The organism is Phycicoccus endophyticus, assembly GCF_011326735.1.
GTDB lineage: Bacteria > Actinomycetota > Actinomycetes > Actinomycetales > Dermatophilaceae > Phycicoccus > Phycicoccus endophyticus.
Window position 1 is genome coordinate 1 of sequence record NZ_JAANCN010000019.1, and the last position, 14,413, is coordinate 14,413.

The 14,413-nt window shown below is 73.7% G+C and carries 16 protein-coding genes; 8 read left to right on the forward strand and 8 right to left on the reverse strand.

Features of this window, described 5'->3' with window-relative positions; translation table 11 throughout:
- Positions 1–910 (reverse strand): serine/threonine-protein kinase (locus G8D98_RS14765; RefSeq protein WP_166105065.1); only part of this gene is annotated, 910 nt, incomplete at its 3' end.
- Between the two features lie 68 nt (positions 911–978).
- On the opposite strand from G8D98_RS14765, the gene G8D98_RS14770 reads away from it, so the two are divergent.
- On the forward strand, positions 979–1,713 hold the full coding sequence (locus G8D98_RS14770; RefSeq protein ID WP_166105068.1) for a Type 1 glutamine amidotransferase-like domain-containing protein: 735 nt from the start codon (positions 979–981) through the stop codon (positions 1,711–1,713).
- A gap of 4 nt (positions 1,714–1,717) precedes the next feature.
- Here G8D98_RS14770 and G8D98_RS14775 read toward each other — a convergent pair whose 3' ends face one another.
- Positions 1,718–3,997, reverse strand: a complete 2,280-nt coding sequence (locus G8D98_RS14775; protein WP_166105072.1) for an MMPL family transporter — start codon at positions 3,995–3,997, stop codon at positions 1,718–1,720.
- A 72-nt stretch (positions 3,998–4,069) separates the two neighbouring features.
- On the opposite strand from G8D98_RS14775, the gene lipB reads away from it, so the two are divergent.
- From lipB to G8D98_RS14790, 3 genes are read left to right on the forward strand one after another with little or no spacing between them, the layout of a single operon-like run.
- A complete protein-coding gene (gene lipB, locus G8D98_RS14780; RefSeq protein ID WP_166105074.1) occupies positions 4,070–4,708 on the forward strand; it encodes a lipoyl(octanoyl) transferase LipB in 639 nt (212 codons plus the stop codon).
- A gap of 45 nt (positions 4,709–4,753) precedes the next feature.
- Positions 4,754–5,779, forward strand: coding sequence for a lipoyl synthase (lipA, locus tag G8D98_RS14785; protein ID WP_166105077.1), 1,026 nt, complete (start codon positions 4,754–4,756; stop codon positions 5,777–5,779).
- Positions 5,780–5,831: 52 nt separating this feature from the next.
- A complete protein-coding gene (locus G8D98_RS14790) occupies positions 5,832–6,557 on the forward strand; it encodes a DUF4191 domain-containing protein (RefSeq protein WP_166105079.1) in 726 nt (241 codons plus the stop codon).
- 25 nt (positions 6,558–6,582) lie between these two features.
- Here the strand turns inward: G8D98_RS14790 and G8D98_RS14795 are convergent, their stop codons facing one another.
- Positions 6,583–7,017 carry an RDD family protein gene (locus tag G8D98_RS14795; protein WP_166105082.1) on the reverse strand — a complete coding sequence of 145 codons (435 nt, stop codon included), beginning with the start codon at positions 7,015–7,017 and terminating at the stop codon, positions 6,583–6,585.
- A gap of 250 nt (positions 7,018–7,267) precedes the next feature.
- Between G8D98_RS14795 and glnA the strand changes: the two genes are divergently transcribed.
- On the forward strand, positions 7,268–8,692 hold the full coding sequence (glnA, locus tag G8D98_RS14800; RefSeq protein WP_166105084.1) for a type I glutamate--ammonia ligase: 1,425 nt from the start codon (positions 7,268–7,270) through the stop codon (positions 8,690–8,692).
- 32 nt (positions 8,693–8,724) lie between these two features.
- Here glnA and G8D98_RS14805 read toward each other — a convergent pair whose 3' ends face one another.
- The 3 genes from G8D98_RS14805 to G8D98_RS14815 all read right to left on the reverse strand — a co-directional run bounded on the left by G8D98_RS14805 (position 8,725) and on the right by G8D98_RS14815 (position 10,627).
- Positions 8,725–9,096, reverse strand: a complete 372-nt coding sequence (locus G8D98_RS14805; RefSeq protein WP_166105087.1) for a tyrosine-type recombinase/integrase — start codon at positions 9,094–9,096, stop codon at positions 8,725–8,727.
- Positions 9,097–9,462 (reverse strand): hypothetical protein, encoded by a 366-nt coding sequence (locus G8D98_RS14810; protein WP_166105090.1) that lies wholly within the window; start codon positions 9,460–9,462, stop codon positions 9,097–9,099.
- 379 nt (positions 9,463–9,841) lie between these two features.
- Complete coding sequence (locus G8D98_RS14815) at positions 9,842–10,627, reverse strand: thioesterase family protein (protein WP_166105093.1); 786 nt, start codon at positions 10,625–10,627, stop codon at positions 9,842–9,844.
- A gap of 85 nt (positions 10,628–10,712) precedes the next feature.
- On the opposite strand from G8D98_RS14815, the gene G8D98_RS14820 reads away from it, so the two are divergent.
- The 3 genes from G8D98_RS14820 to G8D98_RS14830 all read left to right on the forward strand — a co-directional run bounded on the left by G8D98_RS14820 (position 10,713) and on the right by G8D98_RS14830 (position 12,984).
- Positions 10,713–11,729: a zinc-dependent alcohol dehydrogenase family protein gene (locus tag G8D98_RS14820; RefSeq protein ID WP_166105096.1), complete on the forward strand. Its 1,017-nt coding sequence runs from the start codon at positions 10,713–10,715 to the stop codon at positions 11,727–11,729.
- 105 nt (positions 11,730–11,834) lie between these two features.
- Complete coding sequence (locus G8D98_RS14825; RefSeq protein ID WP_166105165.1) at positions 11,835–12,284, forward strand: Hsp20/alpha crystallin family protein; 450 nt, start codon at positions 11,835–11,837, stop codon at positions 12,282–12,284.
- A 76-nt stretch (positions 12,285–12,360) separates the two neighbouring features.
- The gene (locus G8D98_RS14830) at positions 12,361–12,984 is read left to right on the forward strand and encodes a class II aldolase/adducin family protein (RefSeq protein ID WP_166105168.1); all 624 of its coding nucleotides are present in this window, start codon (positions 12,361–12,363) and stop codon (positions 12,982–12,984) included.
- A gap of 6 nt (positions 12,985–12,990) precedes the next feature.
- Here the strand turns inward: G8D98_RS14830 and G8D98_RS14835 are convergent, their stop codons facing one another.
- Both G8D98_RS14835 and G8D98_RS14840 read right to left on the reverse strand, forming a co-directional pair.
- Positions 12,991–13,761 (reverse strand): hypothetical protein, encoded by a 771-nt coding sequence (locus G8D98_RS14835; RefSeq protein ID WP_166105099.1) that lies wholly within the window; start codon positions 13,759–13,761, stop codon positions 12,991–12,993.
- The gene (locus G8D98_RS14840; protein WP_166105100.1) at positions 13,758–14,405 is read right to left on the reverse strand and encodes a SatD family protein; all 648 of its coding nucleotides are present in this window, start codon (positions 14,403–14,405) and stop codon (positions 13,758–13,760) included. The genes G8D98_RS14835 and G8D98_RS14840 overlap by 4 nt, the downstream gene beginning before the upstream one ends.
- Between the last annotated feature and the right edge of the window lie 8 nt (positions 14,406–14,413).

Consider the following 14,413-nt stretch of genomic DNA (forward strand, 5'->3'; position numbering starts at 1 on the left):
GGCGACCCCGGCGGTGCCTGCCGGAGTGCCCACGCGGCGCGCCGGGGGCTGCCTCCGGACGCGGCGGCCGGCCCGCGGCGGCCCGGAGCCGGTAGGTGACCGCGGTGGCCTCGTCACCCCCGACGACGAGGCGCAGCGCCTCCGGCCGGGCGGCGGCGAAGAGCCGCCCGGCGAGCTCGTCGGCCCCGGGCCGCTGCGAGGCCTCCGGGCAGAGAGCCTCCTCGAGGACGGCGACCAGCTGCTCGGAGCCGGCACCGGCGCGGGAGACCTCGGCGAGCGCCGGGCGCAGCCCCGGAGCGTCGGGGACCTCGCCGGCGAGGGCGAGCCAGCCGAGGGCCCCGAGCGCGTAGACGTCCGTGGCCGGCGCCGGGTCGGCCCCGAGGAGCAGCTCCGGCGCGAGGTGGCCGGGCGTCCCCCACACCGCGCCGGGGGCCTCCCCGACGAGGCGCCCGAGCCCGAGGTCGGCCAGGACGGGCCGGCCCTGGAGGTCGAGCAGCACGTTCCCCGGCGAGACGTCGCCGTGGACGACCCCCGCCCCGTGCAGCCGCCCCAGCGCCCCGGCCAGCGGGGCGAGGACGGTGACGACCTCGCCGGGCGAGAGGTGCCCCCGGGCGCGCACGAGCGCGGCGAGGCTGCCCCCGCGCATCAGGGGCATGACGAGGGCGACCCGTCCGCCGGGCAGCGGCAGGCACGCCTGCACGGCCAGGACGTGCTCGAGGGCGACCCGGGCGGAGACCTCCGCCTCGCGGACCGCCGCCTCCGCGGCCTCCGGGTCGCCCCCGGTGACCTTGACGGCGACGCGGCGCCCGTCGGCGAGCGCGACGCCCTCCCAGACCTCGCTGTTCGCGCCGCGGCCGAGCAGCGGGCCGAGCTCGATGCCCGGCACCGTGGGCACGCCCGTGGTCTCCATCCGTCCACGGTGCCGGACCGGCGGGAGACGGCCGCGCGGTTTTCCACAGGGCTCCCTAGGGTGGCGGCATGCCCGCAGACGCCCCGACCGTCCTCGCCACCTCGGGGGGCTACCGCCCCGGACGACGCACCCGGATGGAGTTCGACGCGCTCGTCCACCACGCCGTCGAGCTCTCCGGCGTGCACGGGCGCCGCCCCCGCGTCACGTTCGTGGGCACCGCCTCCGGCGACCCGCGCTGGTTCTCGCACGAGGCGACCGAGGCGGGCCGGGTGGCGGGCTTCGACGTCACCGTCCTCGACCTCTTCCCGATGCCCAACCTCGAGGACGTCCCCGCCCACCTGCTCGACGCCGACGTCGTGTGGGTGAACGGCGGCTCGGTGGCGAACCTGCTCGCCGTCTGGGACGTGCACGACCTGCGCCCGGCGATGCGGGCGGCGTGGCAGGCCGGCGTCGTGCTCTCCGGCGTCTCGGCCGGCTCGATCTGCTGGTACCTCGGGGGGACGACCGACTCCTTCGGCCCGCAGCTGCGCGCGGTGACCAACGGCCTCGGTCTGCTCCCCTACGGCAACGGCGTCCACTACGACTCCGAGGAGCGCCGCCGCCCGCTCGTCCACGCGCTCGTCGCCGACGGCACCCTGCCCGAGACCCACTGCACCGACGACGGCGTCGGGCTGGTCTACCGCGGAAGCGAGCTCGTCGAGGCCGTGGCCGAGCGCGACGGCGCCGGGGCCTACGTCGTGACCCGCCGCGGCGAGCGGGCCGGCGAGGAGCGCCTCGAGCCGCGGAGGCTGCCCTCCCCCTGACGCGTCACGGGGCCGGCGGCGGGTCGGCCGGCGGGTGGGGCCCGTCGGCGTGCCGGCCGGGCCCGGAGCGGCCGCCGTCGGCGACGAGCCGGGCCGGCCACCAGACTCGCGGACCGAGGTCGTGGGCCACCGCCGGCACGAGGAGGGAGCGCACGACGAAGGTGTCCAGGAGCACCCCGAACCCGACGATGAACGCGATCTGGACGAGGAACTGGATCGGCAGCACCGCCAGCGCCGAGAAGGTGGCCGCGAGCACGATGCCCGCGCTCGTGATCACCCCGCCGGTCACCGCGAGGCCGACGAGCACGCCGGTCCTCGTCCCGCGCGCGAGGGACTCCTCGCGCACGCGCGTCATGAGGAAGATCGAGTAGTCGATCCCGAGCGCGACGAGGAAGACGAACCCGTACAGCGGGATGGCCGGGTCGCCGCCGGTGAAGCCGAGCACGTGGTCGAAGACGAGGGCGGAGACCCCGATCGTCGCCGCGAAGGAGACGACGTTGCCGACGACGAGCACGAGGGGGGCGAGCAGCGAACGCAGGAGCAGGGCCAGGACGACGAAGATCACCCCGAGGATCGTCGGGACGAGCACGCGCAGGTCGCGCGAGCTGGCGTCGAGCACGTCGAGGTTGGCCGCGGCGTTGCCCCCGACGAGCGCGTCGGTGCTCACGGCGTCCAGGCTCTCGCGCAGCCGCTCCACCGTGTCCTCGGCGCCCTCGCTGTCGGCCGAGTCGGTGGTCGTCGCCTGGACCAGGACGTCGCCGTCGACGACCGTGGGGGGCTGCTGCTCCTGGCCCGGCTGGGGTGGGGTGAGGCCGAGGTAGGCGGTCTCGATGCCGGGGTCGCCGGTGACGACGCCCAGCGCCGCGTCGGCGTCGCCCTCGGGGACGACCACCTGGAGGGGCTGGGCTGCTCCGGCGGCGAAGTGCTCGCCGAGGACCTCCTGGGCGGTGATCGAGTCGACGTCGGTGAGGAAGGTCTCCTCGATGGTCGCGCCGCTCGCGCGGAACTGCGGGACGAAGGCCGCGGCGGCGAGCAGCACGACGAGGGTCGTCCCCCAGGTCCGCCGCGGGTGGCTGCCGACCATCCGGGCGACCCGCCCCCACAGGCCGGTCGCGCTGCCGACGACGTCCTCGGCGTGCTCGTGGTCCACCCGCGGCGCGAACGGCCAGAAGATCTTGCGACCGAAGAGAAGGAGCACCGCGGGAAGGAAGGTCAGCGAGGCGAGCAGGGCTCCGGCGATCCCGAGGGCACCCACGGGGCCCAGCCCCGAGGTGCTGCGCAGCTGCGCGAACAGCAGGCAGAGCAGACCGAGGATGACGGTGGCGGCCGACGCGCCGATCGGCTCGACCGCCCCCCGCCAGGCCCGCACGAGGGCCGTCCACGCGCTCGGCTCGTCGTGCAGGGCCTCCTTGAACCGGCTGACGAGCAGCAGGGCGTAGTCGGTGGCCGCGCCGACGACGAGGATGAAGAGGATCCCCTGGGACTGCCCGGAGAGGGTGATGACGTCGCTCTTGGCGAGCTGGTAGACCACGAGCGAGGCCGCCGAGAGCCCGAGCACGGCGCTCACGAGCACGGCGAGCGGCAGGACGGGGCTGCGGTAGACGACCAGGAGGATGACGAGGACGACGACGAGGGCGACGAGCAGGAGGATCCCGTCGATCCCCGCGAACGCCTCGGAGAAGTCCGCGATCAGGCCGCCCGGGCCGCCGACGTAGCCCTGCAGGCCGGCGGGCTCCAGGGTCTCGCCGATGGCCTCGCGCAGGGCCGTGGCCCCCTCGGCGAGGGCCGTGGTCTCCCCCGCCGCCTCGGTGCCCTGCTCGCCGTCGAGCGGCACCGAGATGAGCACCGCCTCGCCGTCCTCGGACGGCACGGGCGTCACCGCGGTGTCCTCGAGGTAGTCCCCGAGGGTGGCGTCCTCACCGATCCCCGGCAGGGCCAGGTCCGGCACCTGCTCGGCGAACTGCTGCACGGCCGCGAGGTCGGCCTGCCCCAGGCTCCCGCCGCCCTGCTTGTCGACGACGACGAGGTAGGGCAGCTCGGTGCTGTCGCTGAAGCCCTCGACGGCGTGGGAGACGAGCGTGGACTCGGCGTTCTCGGGCAGGAAGGTCGCGTTGTCGTTGGACTGCACCCCCGACAGCCGCCCCTGGGCCTGCCCGCCGAGGCCCCCGACCACCAGCCACCCGAGGATGACGAGCGCCGCACCGAGCAGCGCCCACCGGGGCCGGCGGGCCGCCGCGCGCGCGTTCGTGCGGGCATCCGAGCTCTGCGTGCGACCCTCCGCCATGCCCCCAGCCTAGGCAGGTCGGGCGGGTGCTCCCGCACACCTTCGACACCGCCGGCGGCGTACCGTTGTCCCATGCGGTTCGTCCACCTCGGCTTCGCCCCCGACCTCGTCGACTACGAGCAGGCGTGGGCGACCCAGCGCGAGGTCCACGCGCAGGTCGTCGACGGCTCGCTCGGCGACACCACCCTCCTGCTCGAGCACGTCCCGGTCTACACCGCGGGCAAGCGCACCGAGCCCCACGAACGGCCGAGCGACGGCACGCCGGTCATCGACGTCGACCGCGGGGGCAAGATCACCTGGCACGGTCCCGGGCAGCTCGTCGGCTACCCCATCGTGCGCCTGCCCGAGGTCCCGATCGACGTCGTCGCGCACGTCCGGCGGCTCGAGGAGGTCATGATCCGCGTCTGCGCCGACTTCGGCGTCGAGACCGTCCGGGTCGAGGGGCGCAGCGGCGTGTGGGTGCTCGCCGACGAGGCCGGACCCGACCGCAAGCTCGGGGCCATCGGGGTCCGGGTGAGCAAGCGGGTGACGATGCACGGGTTCGCCCTCAACTGCGACGCCGACCTGTCCTGGGCCGACGCGATCATCCCGTGCGGCATCGCCGACGCCGGCGTCTCCTCGCTGAGCCGGGAGGCCGGGCGCACCGTCACCGTCCAGGACGTCCTGCCGTACGCCGAGAAGCACCTCGCCGACGTCCTCGGCCGCGCCTGAGGCCGCCCCCGGACGCTGCCGGTGGCGGCGCGTACGCTGGAGCGCGTGACTGTCGCACCCGAGGGACGCCGTCTGCTGCGGGTCGAGGCGCGCAACGCCGAGACGCCGATCGAGCGCAAGCCGGAGTGGATCCGCACGACCGCGCGGATCGGTCCGGAGTACTCCCAGATCCACGCCATGGTCAAGGGCCAGGGTCTGCACACCGTGTGCCAGGAGGCCGGCTGCCCGAACATCTTCGAGTGCTGGGAGGACCGCGAGGCGACCTTCCTCATCGGCGGGGACACCTGCACCCGCCGCTGCGACTTCTGCGACATCGCCAGCGGCCGTCCCCAGCCGCTGGACCCCGAGGAGCCCCGCAAGGTCGCCGAGTCGGTCGCCGCGATGGGCCTGCGCTACGCCACGGTCACCGGCGTCGCCCGGGACGACCGCCCCGACGGAGCCGCCGGGCTCTACGCCGAGACGATCCGCCAGATCCACGCGCTCAACCCGAACACCGGCGTCGAGATCCTCCCGCCCGACTTCGGTGCCCGGCCCGAGCTCGTCGGCCAGGTCTTCGACGCCCGTCCCGAGGTCTTCGCCCACAACCTCGAGACGGTGCCGCGCATCTTCCGCCGGATCCGTCCCGCGTTCACCTACGAGAAGTCCCTGCGCGTGCTCACCATGGCGCGCGACGCGGGCCTGGTCACCAAGTCCAACCTCATCCTCGGGATGGGCGAGGAGGACCACGAGGTCGAGGAGGCCATCCGCGACCTGCACGACGCGGGCTGCGACATCCTGACCATCACGCAGTACCTGCGCCCCTCCCCGACCCACCACCCGATCGACCGGTGGGTCAAGCCCGAGGAGTTCGTCCACTGGAGTGAGGTGGCCCAGGAGACCGGCTTCAAGGGCGTCATGGCGGGGCCGCTCGTGCGCTCCTCCTACCGGGCCGGCCGGCTGTGGGCGACGGCCATGACCCGCTGGGGACGGCCGATCCCGGCACACCTGGCCCACCTGGCGCAGGCCGCCTCGGACCCGGCCCGGCAGGAGGCGGCGTCGTTGGTGGCCCGGGGGGCGCGCACCGTATCCTGAGGGCTGCGCCCGCGCGACCGTGGGCGCACCCCCGACCAGGAGCAGCTCCCCCGTGTCCGACGCACCCGAGAAGAAGCAGGGCCGCATCGCCGAGATCCGGCAGGCCTACCGCGCGATCAAGTCGCTCGACCCGCGTCTCGGGTGGTGGATGCTCGGCGTCGCGCTGGCGACCGCGGCGGTCATCATCGCCGTCGGCGCCGTCATCGGTGGTGGCTGGCTGTGGTACGGCGTCATCGTCGCCGTCCCGTCGGCGCTGCTCGCCGCGACGGTGGTCATGAACCGGCGGGGGAACACCGCGATGTACAACGCCCTCGAGGGGCAGGTCGGCGCGGCCGGCGCGGCCTTGACCGGCATGGGCAAGCGGGGCTGGTACGCCGCCCAGGAGCCGGTCGCCATGGACGGCGCACGGGGCACCCGGCCCCAGGACATGGTCGGGGCGGCGATGGTCTTCCGGGCGCTCGGCCGTCCCGGCATCGTCCTCATCGGGGAGGGCCCCGCGGGCCGGGTGGCAAGGCTGCTCAAGCAGGAGGAGAAGAAGGTCGCCCGGGTCGCCCCGGGGGTCCCGGTCCACCTGTGGACCGTCGGTGACGGCGCGGACCAGGTCCCGGTGCGCAAGCTGTCCGGCAAGCTGACCAAGATGCGCCCGGTGCTCACCAAGGCCGAGGTGGCCGTCGTCAACAAGCGCCTCACCTCGCTCGGGGGGCTGCGCCCGCCGATCCCCAAGGGTGTGGACCCGACGAAGGTGCGCATGGACCGCAAGGCGATGCGGGGGCGCTGACCCGCACGCTGCCCGCCGCGGCGGATCAGCCCGAGCGGCGCACCCGCACGGTCCGGGTGCCGGCGGCGAGGTCGTGCAGCCCGCGCCCGCCGACGGTCACCACGGCCGGCACGACGAGCCCGGCGAGCACGGAGCGGACGAGGACCTGGACCGGGAAGGGCCACCGCCGCACCTGCCACACCTGTAGCCCGAGCAGCCGGTGCCCGAGCGTGGAGCCGGTGAGCGAGACGAGCACGACGTTGAGGACGACGAAGATCCCGAGGACCGCCCAGGAGCTCTCCGGCACGCCGAGGACGACGGGCGGCTGCTCGCCCGGCTCGAGGACCAGGTCGTAGGGGAGCAGGAGGAAGGTCACCAGGGCGGCGAGCACCCAGTCGAGGACGAAGCCGGCGAAGCGCCGCGAGAGGGTCGCCCGCTCCGCGGTCGGCGAGGACCGGGGTGCGGGGTCGGCGGACGGCACGGGGACAGCCTAGGGGTCGGCCACCGAAGCGGGCTCGCCCAGGCGGTGCGCGAGCGGACCGGCCGGCGACGCCGGGGACCGTCCACCCTGCGTCCGGGCATCGGGCAGCACGTCCACGTCTTGATACGGTGCCGTGCGTTACCCCGGCGAAACATCCGGGTGACGGCCGGGAAACCGCTGCGCCCTAGCGTCGCCGGCAACGCCCCCGGGCTGGCCCAAGCCCCGGAACCGAACCAGGAGGTTCAACACAGTGTTCAGCTCCGCTGACGAGGTCCTCGCCTTCATCTCGGCCGAGGACGTCAAGTTCGTCGACATCCGGTTCTGCGACCTGCCAGGCGTCATGCAGCACTTCAACGTGCCGGCGGCGACGGTCGACAAGGACTTCTTCACCAACGGCCAGATGTTCGACGGGTCCTCGATCCGCGGCTTCCAGGCCATCCACGAGTCCGACATGAAGCTCATCCCCGACCCCACGACCGCCTACCTCGACCCCTTCCGGGACGAGAAGACCCTCGTGATGAACTTCAGCATCGTCGACCCCTTCACCGGGGAGCCGTACGGCCGCGACCCGCGCAACATCGCCGCCAAGGCCGAGGCCTACCTGAAGTCGACCGGCATCGCCGACACCGCGTTCATGGGCGCCGAGGCCGAGTTCTACATCTTCGACGACGTCCGCTTCGAGACCAAGCAGAGCGCCGGCTACTACTTCATCGACTCCGTCGAGGCGGCCTGGAACACCGGCCGCGCCGAGGAGGGCGGCAACCGCGGGTACAAGACGCGCTACAAGGGCGGCTACTTCCCCGTCCCCCCGGTGGACCACTTCGCCGACACCCGCGACAAGATCTGCCTCAACCTCGCCGAGGTCGGGATCGAGGTCGAGCGCAGCCACCACGAGGTCGGCACCGCGGGCCAGCAGGAGATCAACTTCCGGTTCAACACCCTGCTCTCGGCCGGCGACGACATCATGAAGTTCAAGTACGTCGTGAAGAACACCGTCTGGGGCCTGGGCAAGACCGCGACCTTCATGCCCAAGCCGATCTTCGGTGACAACGGCTCGGGCATGCACACCCACCAGTCGCTGTGGAAGGACGGCGAGCCGCTGTTCTACGACGAGCGCGGCTACGGCGGCCTCTCGGACCTCGCCCGCTGGTACATCGGTGGCCTGCTCAAGCACGCCCCCGCCGTGCTCGCCTTCACCAACCCGACGGTCAACAGCTACCACCGGCTGGTCCCCGGCTACGAGGCCCCCGTCAACCTCGTGTACTCGGCCCGCAACCGCTCGGCGTGCGTCCGCATCCCGATCACCGGCGACAGCCCGAAGGCCAAGCGCATCGAGTTCCGCGTCCCGGACCCCTCGAGCAACCCCTACCTGGCGTTCGCCGCGATGCTCATGGCCGGTCTCGACGGGATCAAGAACCGGATCGAGCCCCCGGAGCCGGTCGATAAGGACCTCTACGAGCTGCCGCCGGAGGAGCACGAGTCGATCGAGCAGGTCCCGGGCTCGCTGCCGGCCGTCCTCGACGCGCTCGAGGCCGACCACGAGTTCCTCCTCGAGGGCGACGTCTTCACCGAGGACCTGATCAACGCCTGGGTCGACTGGAAGCGCACCAACGAGGTCGACCCGATCCGCTTCCGCCCGCACCCGCACGAGTTCGAGATGTACTTCGACATCTGATCGACTCGACGCCCTGACCTGCGGAACGTGGGTCAGGGCGTCGATGTTTCCGCGGAAGTGTCCGCGCGACGAGCCGCGAATGCCGCACCTACGGCGTCGCGGCTCTTGTCGTCGGTATCGGGGAACATGTGGCCGTAGGTGTTCAGCGTGGTGACCGCCGACGCGTGCCGCATCCGGGTCTGGACGGTCTTCACGTCGAGCCCAGCCGCGATGAGCAGAGACGCGAACGTGTGGCGCAGGTCGTGGAATCGGAGGCCGGCCGGCAGGCCCGGCACGCTGTCGCGAGCATCGCGCACGGCGCGCTCGACCACCCAGGGGCCGAGCACCTGGCCGGCCTCATCGACGAGGAACGTCTCACCCCTATCGGCGTAGGCGGCAAGCACCAGCGCGAGGTCCCGCTGCACTCAACTGGGAGCGTTGAGAAGCTGGTCAACTTCGGCATCCGCGCACTCTGACCCTTTGATGCTGCGGCAGGCATCCTTCATCTCGAGCCACCGCTCCTCGCGCAGGTCCCCCTGGGGATCAGGGGGCCGCCAGGACGGCACGTTGGGGTAGGCGCACCGAAGCCACTCGTCGTACGCCGTCTGCGTGGCGGTATCGGTTGCATACGCGTCGGGCTGGTCCCCGCACCCGGTCGCGGGTTCCATGCGCCCGGTCCCGGCAGAGTCAGCGGTAGACGCAAACCAATTGAACGCGCCGACCACGACCGCCAGCATCGCCACGCCCACCAGACCTACCCACAGACGCTCCCGCAGTTCGGCCCAGCTCACCTCGCCATGGTGCCTCACCGAACGACGCAATGCGCCCGGTTGAACAGACCCCCCGAGGGCGACGACTAGCCAAGGTCGGTGTGCGCAGTCCCCGCGCTGGAGCAGCAGCGCGGCGCGACGTCAGCCCAGCTCGAGGTCTCCAATGGGCAGACGCTGACCCGTGTTTCCGTGAAGTGTCCGTGCCACGTTCCAGTCACAACCAACGCCGGCCATTGCCCGCAATGGTGTTTCCGCAGTTCAGGGCGCTACGGCCATCGACGACCAACGCCCACAATCAGGCACGGGCAGTTCGAGATGTACTTCGACATCTGATCGACGCCGTACCCGGCGCCGGGGCGCCTCCGCTGCGAGCGGAGGCGCCCCGCGCTCGTGTGGCCGGTCAGCGTGGGCGGACCGTGAGGCACTGGGCCAGCGTGCCCAGCGGGCCTTGCGCGTCGTGCAGGCGGCTGCTCGTCAGGCCGACCCCGGTGGCGCCGAACGAGACCGAGGTGTCGACCCCGAGCCACTCCCCGACCGGCTCGCGCAGCAGGTGGGCGGTGAGGTCGACGTTCGGGAAGTGCACGCGCTCGGGGTCGGCGCGCACGGTCATCCCGTTGGCGATGTCGAGCAGCCCGGCGAGGCGTGCCGTGGCACCCACCGGCTCCCCCGCCACGAGCGGCAGCGGCGTGCGCACCCAGAACCACCCCCGGCCCGGCTCCTCGAGGTGCCGGCGCACCTCGACCGAGCGGATGAACCCGCCCGGCCAGGTCTCGGCGGGGACCCACGCCGAGAGCTCCTCGGGGCGCGGGATCGAGGGCAGGGCACTTCCGGCCACGGCGGCGGCGTCGCGCTCGGCGAGCAGCCAGGCGCGCAGCGTCGCGACCGTCCGCCCGGCGTGCGCCAGCGACGCCTCGACGAGCTCGATGGTCCGGCCCGGCCGGAGCACCCGGACCGCGGTGTCGACGACGTCGACCGGCACGGTGCCGAGGATGTCGTAGGAGAGCCGGGCGAGGACGAGGCGGTCCTCCCGGCGGGCGGCGTGGTCGCGCTCCACGAGGTGCGCGAGCAGGCCGAGGGCCGGCGCGATGTGCTGCTCGTCCTCCCGCCACGCGCCACCGGTGTGCTCGGTGGCGCGCAGGCGCGTCTCGTCGAGCCGTTCGAAGTACGCCGTGCTGGTCTCACCCACGCAGCGACCCTACGCACCGTCGCGCCCGTCCACGGCGCCGGTGTGCTGGAGTGAGACCCGACACCCCCGACCACGAGGAGACCCCATGCGCGGCGCGATCATCCACGGCCCCCGGGACGTGCGGTACGAGGAGCGGCCGGACCCGACGGTGGTCGACCCCACCGACGCCGTGGTGAGGACGCTCGCCACCTGCGTCTGCGGCTCCGACCTCTGGCGCTACCGCGGCGTCACCGAGGTCCGCCGGCCCACCCCGATCGGTCACGAGTACGTCGGCGTCGTCGAGGCCGTCGGCGAGGACGTCAGCACCGTCCGCCCCGGCCAGGTCGTCGTCGGGGGCTTCCTCACGAGCGACGGCACCTGCCCGGTCTGCCGGCACGGCGCACACGCCAACTGCGTCAACGGCACCGGCTACGACGGCTGCCAGGCCGAGCTGATCCGGGTGCGCAACGCGGACGGGACCCTCGTGGCCACCCCGGGGACGCCCGAGGAGGCTCTGGTCCCGAGCCTGCTCGCGCTCTCGGACGTCATGGCCACCGGCTGGCACGCCGCGGTGTGCGCCGAGGTGGGTCCGGGCTCGACCGCCGTGGTCGTCGGCGACGGCGCGGTCGGGCTGTGCGGCGTGCTCGCGGCCGTCGAGCTCGGTGCCGAGCGCGTCGTCGCGATGAGCCGGCACCCCGACCGGCAGGCCATCGCCCGCGGCTTCGGCGCCACGGACGTCGTCGCCCAGCGGGGCGAGGAGGGCGTGCAGGAGGTCCTGGAGCTCACCGACGGCGTGGGTGCCGACGCCGTCCTGGAGTGCGTCGGCACCGCCGAGTCGGTGACCCAGGCCCTGCGCTGTGCCCGGCCCGGCACGACGGTCGGCTGGGTCGGGCTCCCGCACGTCGGCGAGCTGCCCCAGGAGCACATGTTCTGGCGCAACGTCGGGCTGCGCGGCGGGCCCGCCCCGGTGCGGGCCTACCTGCCCGACCTCCTGGAGCGGGTGTGGTCCGGCCGGATCGACCCCGGCCGGGTCTTCGACTCCACGCTGCCGCTCGCGCAGGTCGCGAAGGGGTACGCGGCGATGGACGAGCGGCGGGCGACCAAGGTCCTGCTGCGCCCCTGAGATTCTTGCCCTGAGCCGGGAACACGATTTAAAGTTGAGTCGTTGACACTCATGTCACGTTCCCGTGGGCGGGTGGACCGCCCCGAGCTCATGGAGGTATCAACGATGGCCACGACCTTCGACCCGTTCCGCGACCTCGACCGCATGCTCACCGGCACCTTCCGCCCGGCGACCGCGGCGATGCCGATGGACCTCTTCCGCACCGGCGAGAGCTTCGTCGCCAAGGTGGACCTGCCCGGCGTGGACCCCTCCTCGATCGACGTCGACGTCGAGGACCGCACCCTGACCATCCGCGCCGAGCGCCGTGAGGCGACCGACGAGGACGTCCAGTGGCTCTCCCACGAGCGCCCCTCGGGCACCTTCGCCCGGCAGCTGACCCTCGGCTACGGCGTCGCCTCGGACCGCATCGAGGCGGAGTACGCCGACGGTGTGCTCACCCTGAGCATCCCGGTCGCCGAGGAGGCCAAGCCGCGCAAGATCTCGGTGAGCCACACCGGCGGTCAGCGCGTCATCTCCGGCGAGACCGCCGAGTCCGCCGAGCCGGCGCACGCCTGAGCGCTCCCCGGTCGCCGCGACGCCGCACCCTGGAGGGTGCGGCGTCGCGCGCATGCGCCATGATCGGGTCGTGAGCATGGGTCGTGCCGAGGTCCTCGAGCAGCTCCTCGACGCCGGGCGACACGTCGTCGCGCGGGGTCTGGTGCAGGCCAGCGGCGGCAACCTCTCGGCCCGTCTGCCCGGGACCGACCGGTTCGCCGTCACCGCCACGGGCACCTGGCTGGACCGCCTCGAGCCGGCCGACTTCGCCGAGCTGACCCTGGGGGGCGAGCACGTCGGCGGCGCCGCGCGCCCCTCGGTGGAGTGGCAGCTGCACCAGCGCACCTACGCGGTGCGCCCGGACGTGACCGCCATCGTCCACCTGCACCCCCAGCACGTGCTGCTCGTCGACCTCCTCGGGGCCCCGATCCGGTTCACGACCCTGGACCACCAGTACTACCTCGGCTCGGCCGGGCGGGTGCCGTTCCTGCCCTCCGGCTCGGCGGAGCTCGCCGACGCCGCCGCCGAGGCCGCCCGCGAGCACGACGCCGTCGTGCTCGCCCACCACGGCTGCTCCGCCCTCGGCGACTCGGTGCCGATGGCGCTGCGCCGCGCACTCAACCTCGAGGAGGCCGCGGCGATGACCTACCGGCTCCTGCTTGCGGGGAACACGAGCGCCGACTTCCCCGACGAGTGGCGCGGGCGGATCATCGAGGCGTGAGCACGCTCAGCGGCTGAGCGCCAGGCTGGCCAGGGCGACCAGCCACGAGACGAACGAGCCGACGAGGAAGTACTCGGTGACCGCGTCGATCCCGAGGCCGTCGACCGACTCGCGCTCGCTGCGGGTGGCCTGCAGCTCGGGGAAGCGGATCAGCCCCTTGGCGGCGATGACGAGCCCGGCCGCGGTCAGCTGGCCGGCGAGGCCGAGCCCGAGGACGAGCACGCGCTCCATGGGGCCGAGCAGCCGGCCCCCGCGCAGCTGCTCGGCGGGCTCGGGCCCACCCACCGGGAGGGTGGGGCGGGCGGGGCGCAGGGCCCCGATGCTCACGAGGACGAGGCGGACGATGACGTTGCCCGTGGCGAGGTTGGCCAGGACCAGGCCGGTGACGAGCAGCACCCGCCCCGGGTCGGCGCCCGCAGCGGCCGCCGGCAGCTGCGCCCACGCCAGCCAGCGCCCGAGCACCCCACCGGGCGCCGAGGCCCAGCCGGAGAGGGCGACCAGCCACGCGGCGCCTGCGGCGAGCGAGCACAGGGCGGCCGCGTGCCCGCGACCGGACCCCAGCGCCTCCTGCGACCAGCGCACCCAGAGCACGAGCGCGAGGGCGGCCCCCACGGCGACGACGAGGTCGACCGCACCGAGGAGGCCGGCCGCCGCACCGGTGACGAGCATCGCCGCCACGCCGAGCGCCGGAGCCCAGCGGCCGGCCGCCGGCCGCGGGCTCGCCCGCACCAGGTCGGCGAGCCCGACCCCGACGAGCCAGACACCGAGCCAGGTCACGGCAGCTCCCGCAGGAGCGCCTGGGCCGCGAGGACCGCACCGATGCCGTCGGCACGGACCCGCTGGGAGACCGCGGACGCGCTGACCCCCTCGCGCGCGGCGAGCTCGGCCTGGGTGGTGTCGGGGTCCATCAGCCCTCTCAGCAGTCGCAGTGACCGGTCCGAGAGAGAGCCAACCAGATGGTCCCGACACAGCAGGGCGGCGTTGACCGCCTCGACGTGGCCGGGTGCCGCCGCGGGGTCCCGGTGGGCGGTGCGCAGCAGTCGGGTGGCGGCATGCCCGGCGCGCTCCTCGACCGCCTCCAGGGCCTCGCGGGCCGCCCACCATCCCGGCCCGTCCTCGACCCCGCGGCCGGCGTCGAGCACGCTCGCTCCCCCCCGGCCGATGCCGAGCCGGACGTCGACGTCCGGCAGGAGGAGCAGGCGGACCCGCAGGGCGACCTCGAGCGCGTCACCGAGGGCGGCGTACGCCCCCTGGAACTCGTCGCCGACGGTCACCGCGAGGCCCCGCCGGGAGGGCAGGGCACGCTCCACCGCGGCCAGCGCCTCGGTGAGCGCCGCGTGCACCTGCCGGCGGTCCGGGGCGCTGCGCGAGCCGACGATGTCACCGAGCAGGAGGCAGTCGGCGCTCTCGGGGTCGCTCATGTGAAGAT